The following is a 14826-nucleotide window of genomic DNA, read 5'->3' as shown; positions in this document are numbered from 1 at the left end:
AGCAGCTCGCGCGGCGGCTGCGCACCGCCGACCAGACGATCGAGAGCGACCGCGCATACGCCTCGGGGCCGCGGCTCGCGCGTTATCTCAAGCGCCTGATCCGCAAGGATGTCGAGGTGTCGCAGCGCGTCGAGCTGAGCCAGACCGAGCTCGGCAATTTCGCCGGCATGAGCCGCGAGCATATCAACCGCCAGCTCAAGAGCTGGGAGGAATCGGGCGTGATCTCGCTCGAACAGGGGCGCGTGCGCGTGCTCGACGCCGATATGCTCGAGGATATCAGCGAGAGCGAGGGTTAGGCCGGAATCACAACGCCCGGGCCTCGTTTTGCGAGACCCGGGCGCCTGTGACGAACGTCGCCATCCCCCTTGTTGCAGGCCTGGCGAAAGGCCTGCACTCCCTGGAGCCGGGCCTTTGGGCCGCGTTGAACCAGAAGCCTTGGGGTAGGTGGTGGGGGCGGGTTTGTCACCCTCTGACGGGCATTTGACCCCGCTTTTGCCCGGCGCTGTGACCTATGGGCAACACATAGGGCAAATCATTTGGCTTTGGCGTCACGCCAGTGGCCATTGCCAGCACTGTTTGACCTGCCTAAAGCAGCGTCATGCGTGACCTTTCCCGAGCGCCGCAAAGGCCGATCGCCCCATGATCCTGCGTCCGTACGAACGCACCATCTTCAAACGCTATTTGCTACCGCAGCGCGGCGAAGGCTTCATCTTCGTCGCGGCGGCGTTCAGCTTTACCGCGGTGATGCTGGGCGTCGCGGCGCTTGTCGTGGTGATGAGCGTGATGAACGGCGTGCGCAGCGACCTGTTCGAGAAGATCGTCGGGCTGAACGGCCATGCGGTCGTCCAGGGGTTCGGCGGGCGGATCGACGATTGGCAGGGCGTGCTGAAGGAGGCGAAGGCGACGCCGGGCGTGGTGTCGGCGACGCCGCTGATCGAACAGCCCCTGCTGGCGACCTTCAGCGGGCGTGTCGAGGGCGTGCTGGTACGCGGGATGACCGTCCCCGACATCCGCAACAACAGGACGCTGGGAGGCAAGGTGCTGCAGGGCAGCCTGACCAGCCTGACGGCGGGTTCGGGCAATGTCGCGATCGGCAGCGAACTCGCCCGCAACCTCGGCGCCACCGTCGGGTCGAACGTCACGATCATCAACCCGCAGGGCCGCTCGACGCCGTTCGGAACGGTGCCGCGCGAGATCAGCTACCGCGTTTCGGCGATTTTCGAGATCGGCGTCTATGATTTCGACAAGGCCTATATCGTCATGCCGATGGAGGATGCGCAATTGCTGCTGCTCGCCGGCGATGCGGTGCAGATGATCGAGGTCAAGACCGAGGATCCCGACCGCGTCGGCGAGATCATGCAGCCGCTGGCCGAAAAGGTCGCGGCGCAGGCGGTCGTGTCCGACTGGCGGTCGATGAATGCGAGCCTGTTCGAGGCGCTGTCGATCGAGCGCGTCGCGATGTTCGTCATCCTGTCGCTGATCATCCTCGTCGCCTCGTTCAACATCATCTCGTCGCTGATCATGCTGGTGCGCGCGAAGACTCGCGACATGGCGATATTGCGCACGATGGGCGCGCCGCGCGACGCGGTGATGCGCATCTTCATGGCGATCGGCCTGTCGATCGGCATTGCGGGCACGATCGCGGGGATGATCGTCGGCTTCTCGCTGCTCTATTTCCGGCAGGGCGTCCTGCGCGGGGTCGAGTTCATCACCGGTCAGCCGCTCTGGGACCCGTCGATCCGCTTCCTCACCGAATTGCCGTCGAAGCCCGATCCGTTCGAGATCACCGCGATCGTCATCATGGTGATCGTCTTCAGCTTCCTCGCGACGCTCTATCCCGCCTACAAGGCGGCCAATACCGACCCCGTGCAGGTGCTGCGCTATGAATGATGTCGCGCTGGAACTGGTCGATCTGAAACGCAGCTTCACGCAGGGCGACGTCACGATCGAGGTGCTGCGCGGCGTCAATGCCTCGCTCCGCCGCGGCGAGATCGTCGCGTTGCTGGGCCCTTCGGGGTCGGGCAAGTCGACGATGCTGCAGGCGGTGGGCCTGCTCGAAGGCGGCTTCGGCGGCACGATCCGCATCGATGGCGAGGATGTCACGCGCTTCGAGCAGGGCGAGCGGACGAAGACGCGGCGCGAGAAGATCGGCTTCGTCTATCAGTTCCACCATCTGCTGCCCGATTTCAACGCGATCGAGAATGTCGTGCTGCCGCAGTTGATCCGCGGAGCGGAGCAGGCGGAGGCCGAGGAGCGTGCCGCCGATTTGCTCGGGCGGCTGGGCTTGGGCGAACGGCTGCATCACAAACCGAGCAAGCTGTCGGGCGGCGAGCAGCAGCGCGTCGCGGTGGCGCGCGCGCTGGCGAACCGGCCCTTGCTCGTGCTGGCCGACGAGCCGACGGGCAATCTCGACGAGGCGACCGCCGACCGGGTGTTCGACCAGTTCGTCAAGCTGGTGCGCGACCATGGCTCGGCGGCGCTGGTGGCGACGCACAACGAGCGGCTGGCCGCGAAGATGGACCGCGTGCTGCGCTTGCACGAAGGGCATATCGAGGCGTAGGCTGGCGCCGGCAGGAGGGACCGACCATGGCACTTTACGATCTTTCGGCGAAGCTTCCGGGCGGGGGCACGCAATCTCTCGCCGATTATCGCGGCAAGGTGCTGCTGATCGTCAACACCGCGTCGAAATGCGGCTTCACGCCGCAATATGAAGGGCTGGAGGAGCTCTACCGCGACTATAAGGACCGGGGGTTCGAGATACTGGCATTCCCGTGCAACCAGTTCGGCGCGCAGGAGCCGGGCGATGCCGCGGAAATCGCGAATTTCTGCTCGCTGACCTATGATGTGTCTTTCCCGCTGATGGCGAAAATCGACGTCAACGGCGACGATGCCGACCCGATCTTCAAGCATCTGAAGAAGGAAAGGACCGGGCTGCTCGGCAGCGGGATCAAGTGGAATTTCACCAAATTCCTCGTCGATCGCGAGGGCAGGACGGTGTCGCGCCACGCGCCGACGACGAAGCCCGAACAGCTTCGGAAGGAGATTGAGGAATTGCTGGGTTAACCGGCAACTCGCGAAGCGAAGTAATCCGGCGCGGTTGCCGCACAGGCCGGATTGCCGCGTCGCTTCCCTTTCCTTCGCAATGACGTTTTTGTGAATCGAGGCCATGGTCGAATCATGCGGGGCGCGTTAGCGTCAGCCATGGCCTACAGCCCCTTCGTCCCCCTGCGCGTCTTTTCCAGCTTCACCATGCTCGAAGGTGCGATCGAGCCCAAAGCGATCGCCAAGGCGGCGCGCGACCGTGGCTTTCCGGCAATCGCGGTCGCTGACCGCAACGGGCTCTACGGGGTCATGGCGTTCGGCGACGCGTGCAAGGCGGCGGGGGTGCAGCCGATCGTCGGCGCGCTGCTCAGCGTCGCGCGGCCCGGGCAACGGCTGGCGAACGGCGCGCCGCTGATCGACTGGCTCGCGCTCTATGCGCAGGACGATGCCGGCTATGACAATCTGTGCGCGCTCGTTTCGGCGGCGCACCTCGGCCGCCCGGTCGAACAGGAACCGCATGTACTCCTGTCCGATATCGCGGGAAAGGCCGACGGGCTGATCTGTCTGACCGGTGGAGGAGAGGGTGCGCTCGCGCGATTGCTCGCCGGCGAGCAGAAGAGCGCGGCCGAGGATTATGTCGAGCAACTCGAGGCCCTGTTCGGCGGTCGGCTCTATATCGAACTGTCGCGGCGCGGCGACGCGACCGAGATGGCGGCCGAAAATGCGCTGATCGACATGGCCTATGCGCGCGCGCTGCCGATCGTCGCGACCAACCCCGCCAACTTCGTCGAGCCGCAGTTCCACGCGGCACATGATGCGATGCTGTGTATTGCGCAGTCGGCCTATGTCGAAAGCGAAGACCGGCGCATTTCGAGCCCCGAGGCCTGGCTGAAACCCGCCGAGGCGATGGAGGACGCTTTCTCCGACCTTCCCGAGGCGATCCATAACAGCCTCGTCATAGCCCAGCGCTGCGCGTTCATGGCGCCAAAGCGCAAGCCGATCCTCCCGAGTCTCGCGGGCGACCGCGAGGGCGAGGCGGCGCAGCTCAAGGCCGACGCGCATGCGGGACTCGCGGCACGGCTCGCGCATTATCCCGAGCTGACCGACGAAGAACGACAGGCCTATGTCGCGCGCCTCGATTTCGAGGTCGACGTCATCACCCAGATGGGCTTTCCGGGTTACTTCCTGATCGTGGCCGACTTCATCAAATGGGCGAAGGCGCACGATATCCCGGTTGGCCCCGGGCGCGGTTCGGGCGCGGGCAGCGTCGTCGCCTGGGCGCTGACGATCACCGATCTCGATCCGCTGAAACTCGGCCTGCTCTTCGAACGCTTCCTCAACCCCGAGCGCGTGTCGATGCCCGACTTCGACATCGACTTCTGCGAAACGCGGCGCGGTGAGGTGATCCGCTATGTGCAGGAAAAATACGGCCGCGACACCGTCGCGCAGATCATCACCTTCGGTAAGCTGAAGGCGCGCGCGGTGCTCAAGGACACCGGCCGCGTGCTCCAGATGAGCTATGGGCAGGTCGACCGGCTGGCGAAGCTGGTGCCGAACCACCCGACCGATCCCTGGACGCTCGAACGCGCGCTGAACGGCGTTGCCGAGCTGATGACCGAGTACAAGCAGGACGACGGGGTGCGGCGCCTGTTCGACATGGCGCGCCAGCTGGAAGGCCTGCCGCGGCACAGCTCGACGCACGCCGCGGGCGTGGTGATCGGCGACCGCCCGCTCGACCAGCTCGTCCCGCTCTATCGCGATCCGCGCTCGGACATGCCGGTGACGCAGTTCGACATGAAATATGTCGAGACCGCGGGCCTCGTGAAATTCGACTTCCTCGGGCTGAAGACGCTGTCGGTGCTGAAGGAGGCGAAACGGCTGCTCGCGCTGCGCGGCGTCGACGTCGATCTCGACGCGCTCGCGTGGGATGATACGGCGGTCTATGAATTGCTCCAGCGCGGCGAGACGGTCGGGGTGTTCCAGCTGGAATCCGAAGGCATGCGGCGCACGCTGTCGGCGGTGAAACCGACCAATTTCGGCGACATCATCGCGCTCGTCGCGCTCTATCGTCCGGGGCCGATGGACAATATTCCGCTGTTCGGCGCGCGCAAGAACGGGCGTGAGAAGATCGCCTATCCGCACCCGCTGCTCGAAGGCATTCTCGCCGAAACATACGGCATCTTCGTCTATCAGGAACAGGTGATGCAGGCGGCGCAGATCCTCGCCGGCTACAGCCTCGGCGGCGCCGACCTCTTGCGCCGCGCGATGGGCAAGAAGGTCCAGGCCGAGATGGACGCGCAGCGCGACACCTTCGTCAAAGGGTGCGGCGAGCATAATGGCATCGACGCCAAGGCCGCGAACGAGCTGTTCGACCTGATCGACAAATTCGCGGGCTATGGTTTCAACAAGAGCCACGCGGCGGCCTATGCGCTGCTGTCGTATCAGACGGCGTGGCTGAAGGCGCATTATCCGCACGAATTTTTCGCGGCGTCGATGTCGTTCGATAGCCATCAGACCGACAAGCTCTCGATCTTCATCGACGATATGCGGCGACTGGACGTCGGGATCGCGCCGCCGTCGGTCAACGACAGCGAAGCCGATTTCTCGGTCGGGCGCGGCGATGACGGGCTGACCGTGCGCTACGCGCTCGGCGCGCTCAAGGGCGTGGGCGAGAAGGCGATGGAAGCGCTCGTCGCCGAGCGCGCCAAGGGCGATTTCGCCTCGCTCGACGATTTCGCGAGCCGGATCGACCCGAAGCTGCTCAACCGCCGCCAGATCGAGGCGCTGGCGGGCGCCGGGGCGTTCGACTGTATCGAGCCCGACCGTCCGCGCGCCTTTGCCGGCGCCGAAAGCCTGCTCGCCTGTGCCAACAGCTCGGCGCACGAACGCTCGACGGGGCAGGGCGGTCTGTTCGGAGGCGACATCGCGATCGCCCCGGCGCTGCAACTGCCCGCCGCCGAGCCGTGGACGCTCGCCGAGCGGATGACGCGCGAGAAGGACGCCTTCGGCTTCTATTTCTCGTCGCATCCGGTCGAGCAATATGAGGCGATCGTCTCGGCGCGCGGCGCGCGTTCCTATGGCGATATCTGCGATAACGTCGAGATGACGCCGGGCACGCGCATCCCGATGGTGATGGCGGCGATGGTCGAAAGCGCGCGGCCGCGCGTGTCGCAGCGCGGCAACCGCTTCCTGAACCTGACGCTGTCGGACCGCAGCGGCCAGTTCCAGTCGAGCTGTTTCGACGAAATGGCGGGCAAGACGCTCGAGGCGCTCGCCGCCGACGGCGGCTGCGCGATGCTGTCGGTCGAACTCGATCTGCTCGAAGGCGAAGAGACGCCGCGCGTGACGGTGCGCGGTGCGCAGGCGCTCGCCGATATCGCGGCGACCGCGGCGCTGCAACTGACCTGCCGGGTCGAACTGGCCGAAGCGGTGGCCGAGATCGCGAAATGGCTCGAACGGCGCGACGATGCGCGCGGCAAGGTTGTGGTTGCGACGCGCGATCCGCTGACCGACGAGGATGTCCGTGTCGAACTCGGCAGCCGCTTCGCGCTCGGCCCCGACACGGTGTCGCGTCTCGAAATGATCGCCGGCGTCACCGAAGCGGCGCTGTCACTCGTCGCCCCGCGCGATTTCCGGGCGCGGTAGCGAAGCCGGGCACATGACGCGAAAGACCCGGGGAAGCTGCCTCTGCGGCGCAGTGCGGTTCGAGGTCTCGGGCGATTTCGATGCCTTTTTCCTGTGCCATTGCTCGCGGTGCCGCAAGAACAGCGGGTCAGCGCACGGCGCGAACCTGTTCGCCTCCCATGCGTCGATCGCCTGGCAGTCGGGCGAAGCGAATATCGCATCCTATCGCGTACCGGACACGCGGCACGAGCGCAGTTTCTGCAGGACCTGCGGTTCGGCACTTCCCGGGGTGCGGATGGGAGGTGCGTTGCTCGTCGTTCCGGCGGGAAGCCTCGATGCCCCGGTCGACATCCGTCCGACGGCGCATATTTGCTGCGCGAGCCGCGCGGAATGGGACGCCGATCTGGCCGATGTCCCCCATATCGATGGACTTCCCGGCTGAATCTGCGCTTTTCGCTATCGTTGCCCCCTGTTTTGCCTTGCGCGCGCTTCGCCTCCGACCTTATCTCCGGGAGGCAACGATAAAATAGAGGATGCCTCATGATGGGAATGCAGGGCCAGCCGTTGCTGGTGACCAGCCTGATCGACCATGCCGCGCGCGAGCATAAGGGCCGCGAGATCGTTTCGCGCTGGGCCGATGGCAGCATCACGCGATCGACGTGGGGTGAGGTCGGCGAGGACGCGCGCCGCTTCGCCGCGGCGATGACGAAACTGGGCATGAAGAAGGGCGACCGTATCGCGACGCTCGCGATGAACCATGGCCATCATCTGGTGAGCTGGTACGGCAGCGCGGGCATGGGCGGGGTGCTGCACACGGTGAACCCGCGATTGTTCGACGAGCAGCTCATTTACATCATCAACCATGCCGAGGACCGCGTCCTGCTGTTCGACGCGATGTTCCTGCCGATCGTCGAGCGGATCCGGCCGCAGTTGCCAACGGTCGAGCATTTCATATTGTTCGATGCCCCGGCGCGCGAGGGCTATCTCTCGTATCGCGACCTGATCGACGCCGAGGACGGTCGTTTCGAGTGGGTCGAACTTGACGAACGCGATCCGGTCGGGCTTTGCTATACGAGCGGGACGACCGGCAACCCCAAGGGCGTACTGTACGAGCATCGCTCGAACGTCATCCACGCGATCACCGAAATCCAGCCCGACGTCTTTGGCCTGTCGAACCGCAGCGTCATCCTGCCGATCGTCCCGATGTTCCACGCCAACAGCTGGGGGGTGCCGTTCGCGGCGGCGACCGTCGGTTCGAAACTGGTGTTTTCGGCAACCAACGACGCGCAGGTCCTGTGCGACCTGATGCACGACGAGGGCGTGACGCACAGCGCGGGTGTTCCCACCGTCTGGCTCGCGATGTTCGGGCATATGGATGCGACGGGCATCGGTTACGGCAAGCTCGAACGCGTGATCATCGGCGGATCGGCGGCGCCGCGCGCGATGATCGAGCGGTTCATGAAGGCGGGAATCGCGGTCGGCCACGCATGGGGGATGACCGAAACGAGCCCGATCGGGACGATGGGCAAAAGGCCGTGGAACTGGGACGAGCTGAGCTTCGACGAACAGGTCGACATCGTGTGCCGGCAGGGGTGTCCGCCGTTCGGGGTAGAGCTGCGCATCGTCGACGACGAGGACAAGGTGCTGCCGCGCGACGGGGTGACGAGCGGGCGGCTGCAATGCCGCGGGCCGTGGATCATCCGGCGCTATTTCAAGGCCGAGACCGACGCCGCCGATGCCGAGGGCTGGTTCGATACCGGCGACGTGGCGGTGCTGCACCCCGACGGTGTCATGCAGATCACCGACCGCGCGAAGGACGTGATCAAGTCGGGCGGCGAATGGATCAGCTCGATCGAGCTCGAAAATGCCGCGGTCGGCGCGCCGGGAGTGCAGGAAGCCGCCGCGGTCGGCGTCTATCATCCCAAATGGGACGAACGGCCGATCCTGCTGATCGTGCGGAAACCCGGCGCCGACACGAGCGAGAGCGCGATCGTCGACTATCTCAAGGACAAGGTCGCCAAATGGTGGCTGCCCGACGAGATCGTCTTCGTCGACGAATTGCCGCATACCGCGACGGGCAAGATTCTGAAGCGTCAGATCCGGGACGATTACAAGGATTACAGGTTACGCTCGCTGAACGCGGCCTAGAACAATTCCATCTGCCCGTTGCGTTCGGGCGGGCGGAAGAGATCGCTGCGGATCGGGGGGAAGCTCCGGTCCATGCCATGCGCGCGCGCGGCACGCTTGACGCGGGTGCGGATGAGCTGCGCCCAGACGCCGTGTCCGCGCATGCGTGTGAAGAAATCGGGGTCGTTGTCGCGCCCGCCGCGGATATCCTGCACCATGTGCATGACCTTGTCGGCGCGGTCGGGATAATGCGCGGCGAGCCAGGCGCGGAAGAGCGGCGCGACCTCGTAGGGCAGGCGCATGAGGATATAGGAGGCGCGGATCGCGCCCGCCCCGGCAGCAGCGGCCATGATCGCCTCGATCTCGTGATCGGTGATTGCGGGGATGATCGGCGAGATATTGACCTGCGTCGGCACGCCCGCGTCGATCAGCCGGCGGATCGCGGCGAGGCGGCGCCCGGGATGCGGCGCGCGCGGTTCGAGCGTGCGCGCTATTTTGGGATCGAGCGAAGTGACCGAGACCGCGACGCCGACCAGATTGTCGCGTGCCATGTCGGCGAGCAGGTCGATGTCGCGGAGAACGCGATCGGACTTGGTCGTGATGATCAGGGGGTGCCGCGTCTCGGCGAGCACTTCGACGACCGACCGTGTGATACCCCATTCGCGCTCGATGGGCTGATAACCGTCGGTGTTGGTGCCGATCGCGATCGGCGCAACCTTGTAATTCCGCCTCGCGAGCTCGGCGCGCAGCAGCTTGGCGGCATCGGGCTTTGCGAACAGCCGGCTTTCGAAATCGAGGCCGGGCGAGAGATCGTGGAAGGCGTGCGTCGGCCGCGCGAAACAATAGATGCAGCCATGCTCGCAGCCGCGATAGGGGTTGATCGAGCGGTCGAAGCCGATGTCGGGCGATGTGTTGCGCGCGATGATCGTCTTCGGGTGCTCGACCGTTACCGTCGTGCGGAGGCGCGGCGCTTCGCCGTCGATATCTTCGGCGGCGTCGAGCCAGTCGCCGTCGGCGACGCGTTCGGCCGATCCCGTGCGGGTGGGGCGGAGGTTGGTCGGTGCGCCGCGGCCTGCGATCGGGGGGAGGGGTTTGATCGATTCCACCGGCGAAGGATATCGCGCCGGCAGGAACAAATAAAGAACAAACCTCTATTCGGTCAGGCGCGGCATCAGTTCGACGAAGTTGCAGGGCTTGTGGCGGCTGTCGAGCTGGGTCGACAAAATGCCTTCCCAGGCGTCGGTGACCGCGCCGGTGGAACCGGGAAGCGCGAAAATATAGGTACCGCGCGCGACGACGGCGCAGGCGCGCGACTGGATCGTCGAGGTGCCGATCGTCCGGAAGCTGAGCCAGCGGAAGAGTTCGCCGAAGCCGGGGATATCCTTGCCGTCGAGCCGGTGCAGCGCCTCGGGCGTCACGTCGCGCCCGGTGAGGCCGGTACCGCCCGTCGTGATGACGACGTCGACGTCCGGATCGTCGATCCAGTTGTGGAGGCGCGAGACGATCAGGGCGGTCTCGTCGCGGATGATCGCGCGCGCGGCGAGAATGTGGCCCGCGCCCGTCAGCAGTTCCTCGAGCCGGTCGCCCGACCGGTCGTCGGCCGCGCTGCGGCTGTCGGAGATCGTCAGCAGCGCGATGCGGACAGGTTTGAAAGCGAGGCTCTCGTCTATCGGCATCCGGTCAGTCGGCGTTTGCCATGCCGCCCGCCCACGTCAGGCGGGTGCGGTCCTTGCCGTCGGGGAAGCGCGGCCATTTGCCCTGCGCCAGTGCGGCGCGGCTGACCGACGGCTTGCCCTGCTGCGCCTCGTACATCCAGTAGTTGCGCAGCACGATGCCGACATAGCCGCGCGTTTCCCAATAGGGGATCGATTCCATGTAAAGCAACGGATCGCCGTTATCGCGGATCTCGGTCTGCCAGCGCGCGATCGGCGCGGGACCGGCGTTATAGGCAGCGATCACCTTGGGTAGCTGGCCTCCGGTCGACGGATCGCGGCTCAGATACTGAAGATAACGCTGGCCGAGATCCATGTTCACCGCAGGGGTCTTGAGGTCGCCGAGTGCAGCGACCGCACCTTCCCAACGCACGATGTCGCGCGCCGTGCCGGGGCGCACCTGCATCAGGCCGGTGGCGCCCGCCGGACTCACGACGCCCCGCTGGAAGCGGGATTCCTGCAGCGTGTGGGCAAAGACCAGCGCGGGATCGACGCGCCAGCCACCGTTCGGCTCCCATTTGGGCTGCGGATAGCGGGCCTGCGCGGCAGGCCTGCGCCCCTGCGGCGTGTTGTGGGCAAGATAAAGCTGCGTTTCGGGCAGGCTGAGCGCGCCCGCCATGGCGATGAGCTGCGCATGTTGGTCGGCGTTGCCGATCTGGGCCTGATGGCGCAGCGCCTGACCTGCGTAGACATCCTCGCCGATCTCGGCGAGCGCCATCGCGATGCGGACGTTCGGCAGGTCTTCGAGCGCGCGCCACGCGCTGCGATCGGCGCGGACATTCTCGCGCTGGCTCGCGGCCTCCACGCCCAGCGATTCGACCGCGAGCAGGCCGTAGAAGGTTTCCTCATTGGCCGCAGCGGCGCGCAGGCGCGGCTGTACCAGCGCGGGCTCTCCCGCAGCGACAGCGGCGCGCGAGGCCCAGTAATAGGCCGCGGCACGCTGTTCGCTGTCTGGCGCTTCCTTCGCGACGCGGTCGAATGCGGCGAGTGCGGTGCGATAATCGCGCAGGCGCCACGAGGCGAGACCCTGCACCCATGCACCCTGCGTCGCCCAGGCACCGCCGCCGGCCGTGCAGGCGAGCGACAGACGCAGCGCATTCTGATCGTCATTTTCGATATAATAGGACCAGGCGACCTTTTGCGTCCATTCGGCACGCGCTGCGGGGCTGAGCTGGTCGGTGGCCGCGTTGAGCAGCGCTTCGGCGCCCGCGGGGTCGTCATTCCTGATCCGTTCGGGGATCGACGCTGCGAGGCGCGCGGCGGCGGGATCGCTGACGCTGTCGGCGCCGAGGCGGCGCGGCGCGCTGCCAGCCCAGGCGAGACGCGCTTCGGAGGGAAGCGTCGGCAGGTCGGTCGCGCCGCGTTTGGTCGCGAGGCGGCCGAGCTGGGCAGCCTGCGGCAGCCAGGGCGAGCGCGAAAGGATCGGCATGATGTCGGGGACTTCGGCGCGCGGGCTGTTCGCGGCGGTGAGCAGTTCGGCGCGCAGGAAATCATGGAGCGGGCCGTTATCGGCGCCGTCGAGCAGCGATCTGGCCTCGGCCCAGCGCTGGCCGCGGATCGCGGTCAGCACCTGCGTGTAAAGCTGCTTCTGCTTCGACGACAATATGTCGGGCACCGTCTGTGGCGCGGACACGAAGTCGCGGTTTCCGGCATCGGCGGCCAAGGCCGGTACCGCACCGAGCGAAAGCGCCAGAATGGCGGTCGAAACAAAGGTCTTGGTCATATTCCGCATCTGTCAACGTCCCCGGTTGAACAGTTTCAGGCTATCCCAGGCAGCCGCTTTCTGGGCGGGCCGGGCCAGCAGCATCGCGGGATGCGCAACTGCCACCGCGTCCAACCTGGCGCCATCTTGGTTAATATCGAGTAACTTTCCGCGCACATCGGGCAGGGCCGCCCCGGCGGCCATCCGGACGATATCGCTGCCGATCAGCAGCAGGCGTCCCGGCCGCGCCAGCCGCAAATGATGCCAGAGGAGCCGGTCAAGCCCGGCCGCCCCGGTTCCGTCGCAGCGGCCGCCGGCGGGGCGGGTGACGGCGAGGCTGGCGACATAGCAATCGCCGCGCGTCATCCCGATCGCCCCCAGCATCGCATCGAGCAGCCTGCCCGCTGCGCCGGAGAAAAGCGTTCCGTCCCGTTGATCGTCGAGTTCGGGCCAGGCGGTGAGCAGCATCAGCGGTGCGCCCGCCTGACCGACGGGAAGCACGCGGCGCGCATCCCACTGGCTGCCGGGTACGTCGTCGCTGGTGGCCAGCCAGCCCTGAAATTCGCTCCAATCGTCCGGAAAGACCACCGGTCCTTCGGGTTCGGCGGCTTCAGGCGCCTCCTGACGCTGGAGCGCGGCGGGAAGCGGCGGCAGTTCCGGTTCGATGTCGATGACGCGCTTCGGCTTGGCCGCCGCAGCGTCATTTGCCGGCGGCACGACCAGCCAGCCCGCCGGTTCCTCGCCGACGAGCGCATCGACGCCCGCCAGTGACCACCAGTCGCTATAGCTTTCCGCCAGCAACGCAGAGTTTCGCCCACCCATGAATTTGTTTGAAACAGACAGTTGACGGGCGCGTCAATTGGCGGGCATCGCAATTCGTGACAGAATGAGCGCAGGACGCGATGAATGTCCGCGCAGGGACGGCAGAAAGGTATTTGCGGTGAGCGAACGGGAATCGATGCCCTATGACGTGGTCATCGTCGGCGCGGGGCCGGCGGGACTTTCGGCGGCGATCCGCCTCAAGCAGCTGGCCAATGAAGCGGGCAGCGAATTGTCGGTCTGCATTCTCGAAAAGGGGTCCGAGGTCGGCGCGCATATCCTTTCGGGTGCGGTTGTCGATCCGAAGGCGCTCGACGAGTTGCTCCCCGAATGGCGGACGCAGGGCTGCCCGCTTGCCGAAGTGCCGGTGAACGACAATCAGCACTGGGTGCTCACCAAGAGCAGGAAGTTCAGCCTGCCGCACATCATCACGCCGCCCTTCATGCACAATGTCGGCACCTATACCGGGAGTCTCGGCAACCTCTGCCGCTGGCTCGCCGAGCAGGCCGAGGGGCTGGGGGTCGAAATCTTTCCCGGATTCCCGGCCGCCGAAATCCTCTACAACGAGGACGGCTCGGTCAAAGGCGTCGCGACGGGCGACATGGGCGTCGCGCGCGACGGCAGCCACAAGGCGGACTATGCCCCCGGGCTCGAACTCCATGCGAAATATACCTTCTTCGCCGAGGGTGTGCGCGGCCATCTGACCAAGATGATCAAGCCGCAGTTCGCGCTCGACGCCGACTGCGAGCCGCAGGTATACGGCCTTGGCGTCAAGGAACTGTGGGACATCAAGCCCGAAAACCATGCCGCGGGCCGGGTGATCCATACGCAGGGCTGGCCGCTCGACGAGAATGCCAATGGCGGCGGCTTCCTCTACCATCAGGCAAACGGACAGGTCGCATTGGGTTTCGTGACCTGGCTCAACTATCGCAATCCGCACATCTCCCCGTTCCAGGAGATGCAGAAGTGGAAGACGCATCCCGAGATCGCGAAGATACTGAAGGGCGGCAAGCGCGTTTCCTATGGCGCGCGCGCGATCAGCGACGGCGGCTACCAGTCGGTGCCGAAGCTCGCTTTCCCGGGCGGCGCGCTGATCGGCGACAGCGCCGGTTTCCTGAACGTCCCGCGCATCAAGGGCAGCCACACCGCGATGAAGTCGGGCATGATGGCGGCCGAGGCGGCGTTCGCGGCGGTGACCGCGGGCCGGTCGGGCGACACGCTCGATGCCTATCAGGCGGCCTATGACGACAGCTGGGTGAAGAAGGAGCTGAGCGTCGTCCGCAACGTCCTTCCGCTCGTCGAGAAATGGGGGGACTTCTTCGGCACGATCCTGTCGGGCATGACGATGTGGCTCGAAACGCTGAAGATCAGGGTTCCGTTCACGATGAAGCATCATCCCGACAACGAGAGCCTCTATCGCGCCGACATCATGCCGAAACCGGACTATCCCAAGCCCGACGGCGTGCTGACCTTCGATCGCCTGTCGTCGGTGTTCATTTCGAACACCAATCACGAGGAGGACCAGCCGGTCCATCTGCAGCTCAAGGATCCGTCGATCCCGGTCGAATATAATCTGCCGATGTTCGACGAGCCGGCGCAGCGCTATTGTCCGGCGGGAGTCTACGAGATCGTCGGCGAGGCGGAGGGCGATCCGAAGTTCGTGATCAACGCGCAGAATTGCGTCCACTGCAAGACCTGCGATATCAAGGACCCGACCCAGAATATCAACTGGGTCACCCCCGAAGGCGGCGGAGGCCCCAATTATCCGAATATGTAAGCTCGCCCACCTGTTCCTGATCG

The 14826-nt window shown here is 65.7% G+C and carries 12 protein-coding genes; 8 read left to right on the top strand and 4 right to left on the bottom strand.

The genetic code is table 11. The features are described from left to right. The 7 genes from JHC57_RS10115 to JHC57_RS10085 all read left to right on the top strand — a co-directional run. The coding region (locus JHC57_RS10115) for a Crp/Fnr family transcriptional regulator (RefSeq protein WP_294029875.1) at positions 1 to 296 on the top strand (296 nt) is incomplete at its 5' end. Between the two features lie 343 nt (positions 297 to 639). Continuing rightward, on the top strand, positions 640 to 1890 hold the full coding sequence (locus JHC57_RS10110; protein ID WP_294029874.1) for a lipoprotein-releasing ABC transporter permease subunit: 1251 nt from the start codon (positions 640 to 642) through the stop codon (positions 1888 to 1890). After that, positions 1883 to 2560 carry an ABC transporter ATP-binding protein gene (locus JHC57_RS10105; RefSeq protein ID WP_294029873.1) on the top strand — a complete coding sequence of 226 codons (678 nt, stop codon included), beginning with the start codon at positions 1883 to 1885 and terminating at the stop codon, positions 2558 to 2560. The genes JHC57_RS10110 and JHC57_RS10105 overlap by 8 nt, the downstream gene beginning before the upstream one ends. A 26-nt stretch (positions 2561 to 2586) precedes the next feature. Further along, on the top strand, positions 2587 to 3063 hold the full coding sequence (locus JHC57_RS10100; protein ID WP_294029872.1) for a glutathione peroxidase: 477 nt from the start codon (positions 2587 to 2589) through the stop codon (positions 3061 to 3063). 138 nt (positions 3064 to 3201) lie between these two features. Next, positions 3202 to 6687: a DNA polymerase III subunit alpha gene (gene dnaE, locus JHC57_RS10095; protein WP_294029871.1), complete on the top strand. Its 3486-nt coding sequence runs from the start codon at positions 3202 to 3204 to the stop codon at positions 6685 to 6687. A 13-nt stretch (positions 6688 to 6700) separates the two neighbouring features. Further along, the gene (locus JHC57_RS10090) at positions 6701 to 7108 is read left to right on the top strand and encodes a GFA family protein (protein ID WP_294029870.1); all 408 of its coding nucleotides are present in this window, start codon (positions 6701 to 6703) and stop codon (positions 7106 to 7108) included. Between the two features lie 101 nt (positions 7109 to 7209). Next, a complete protein-coding gene (locus tag JHC57_RS10085) occupies positions 7210 to 8814 on the top strand; it encodes a long-chain fatty acid--CoA ligase (protein ID WP_294029877.1) in 1605 nt (534 codons plus the stop codon). Here JHC57_RS10085 and JHC57_RS10080 read toward each other — a convergent pair. The 4 genes from JHC57_RS10080 to JHC57_RS10065 form a co-directional block, all read right to left on the bottom strand. Then, a complete protein-coding gene (locus JHC57_RS10080; RefSeq protein ID WP_294029876.1) occupies positions 8811 to 9872 on the bottom strand; it encodes a PA0069 family radical SAM protein in 1062 nt (353 codons plus the stop codon). The two genes, JHC57_RS10085 and JHC57_RS10080, sit on opposite strands and share 4 nt — an antisense overlap. A gap of 72 nt (positions 9873 to 9944) precedes the next feature. Then, positions 9945 to 10469, bottom strand: a complete 525-nt coding sequence (gene moaB / locus JHC57_RS10075; protein WP_294029869.1) for a molybdenum cofactor biosynthesis protein B — start codon at positions 10467 to 10469, stop codon at positions 9945 to 9947. Positions 10470 to 10473: 4 nt separating this feature from the next. Further along, positions 10474 to 12228 carry a lytic transglycosylase domain-containing protein gene (locus tag JHC57_RS10070; protein ID WP_294029868.1) on the bottom strand — a complete coding sequence of 585 codons (1755 nt, stop codon included), beginning with the start codon at positions 12226 to 12228 and terminating at the stop codon, positions 10474 to 10476. A 12-nt stretch (positions 12229 to 12240) separates the two neighbouring features. After that, the gene (locus JHC57_RS10065) at positions 12241 to 13008 is read right to left on the bottom strand and encodes a uracil-DNA glycosylase family protein (protein ID WP_294029867.1); all 768 of its coding nucleotides are present in this window, start codon (positions 13006 to 13008) and stop codon (positions 12241 to 12243) included. Positions 13009 to 13147: 139 nt separating this feature from the next. On the opposite strand from JHC57_RS10065, the gene JHC57_RS10060 reads away from it, so the two are divergent. Then, on the top strand, positions 13148 to 14803 hold the full coding sequence (locus JHC57_RS10060) for an electron transfer flavoprotein-ubiquinone oxidoreductase (protein WP_294029866.1): 1656 nt from the start codon (positions 13148 to 13150) through the stop codon (positions 14801 to 14803). The last annotated feature ends 23 nt before the right edge of the window (positions 14804 to 14826 follow it).

It is taken from the genome of Sphingopyxis sp. (assembly GCF_016463645.1).
Classification (GTDB): Bacteria; Pseudomonadota; Alphaproteobacteria; order Sphingomonadales; family Sphingomonadaceae; genus Sphingopyxis.
This window is presented reverse-complemented; position numbering and strand designations above follow the sequence as displayed.

Excerpts from the sequence above, each read along its gene's own strand:
- JHC57_RS10100 (WP_294029872.1), top strand. The coding sequence starts at position 2,587 with ATGGCACTTTACGATCTTTCGGCGAAGCTTCCGGGCGGGGGCACGCAA.
- JHC57_RS10105 (WP_294029873.1), top strand. The coding sequence starts at position 1,883 with ATGAATGATGTCGCGCTGGAACTGGTCGATCTGAAACGCAGCTTCACG.
- dnaE (WP_294029871.1), top strand. The coding sequence starts at position 3,202 with ATGGCCTACAGCCCCTTCGTCCCCCTGCGCGTCTTTTCCAGCTTCACC.
- JHC57_RS10090 (WP_294029870.1), top strand. The coding sequence starts at position 6,701 with ATGACGCGAAAGACCCGGGGAAGCTGCCTCTGCGGCGCAGTGCGGTTC.
- JHC57_RS10070 (WP_294029868.1), bottom strand. The coding sequence starts at position 12,228 with ATGACCAAGACCTTTGTTTCGACCGCCATTCTGGCGCTTTCGCTCGGT.
- moaB (WP_294029869.1), bottom strand. The coding sequence starts at position 10,469 with ATGCCGATAGACGAGAGCCTCGCTTTCAAACCTGTCCGCATCGCGCTG.
- JHC57_RS10110 (WP_294029874.1), top strand. The coding sequence starts at position 640 with ATGATCCTGCGTCCGTACGAACGCACCATCTTCAAACGCTATTTGCTA.
- JHC57_RS10085 (WP_294029877.1), top strand. The coding sequence starts at position 7,210 with ATGGGAATGCAGGGCCAGCCGTTGCTGGTGACCAGCCTGATCGACCAT.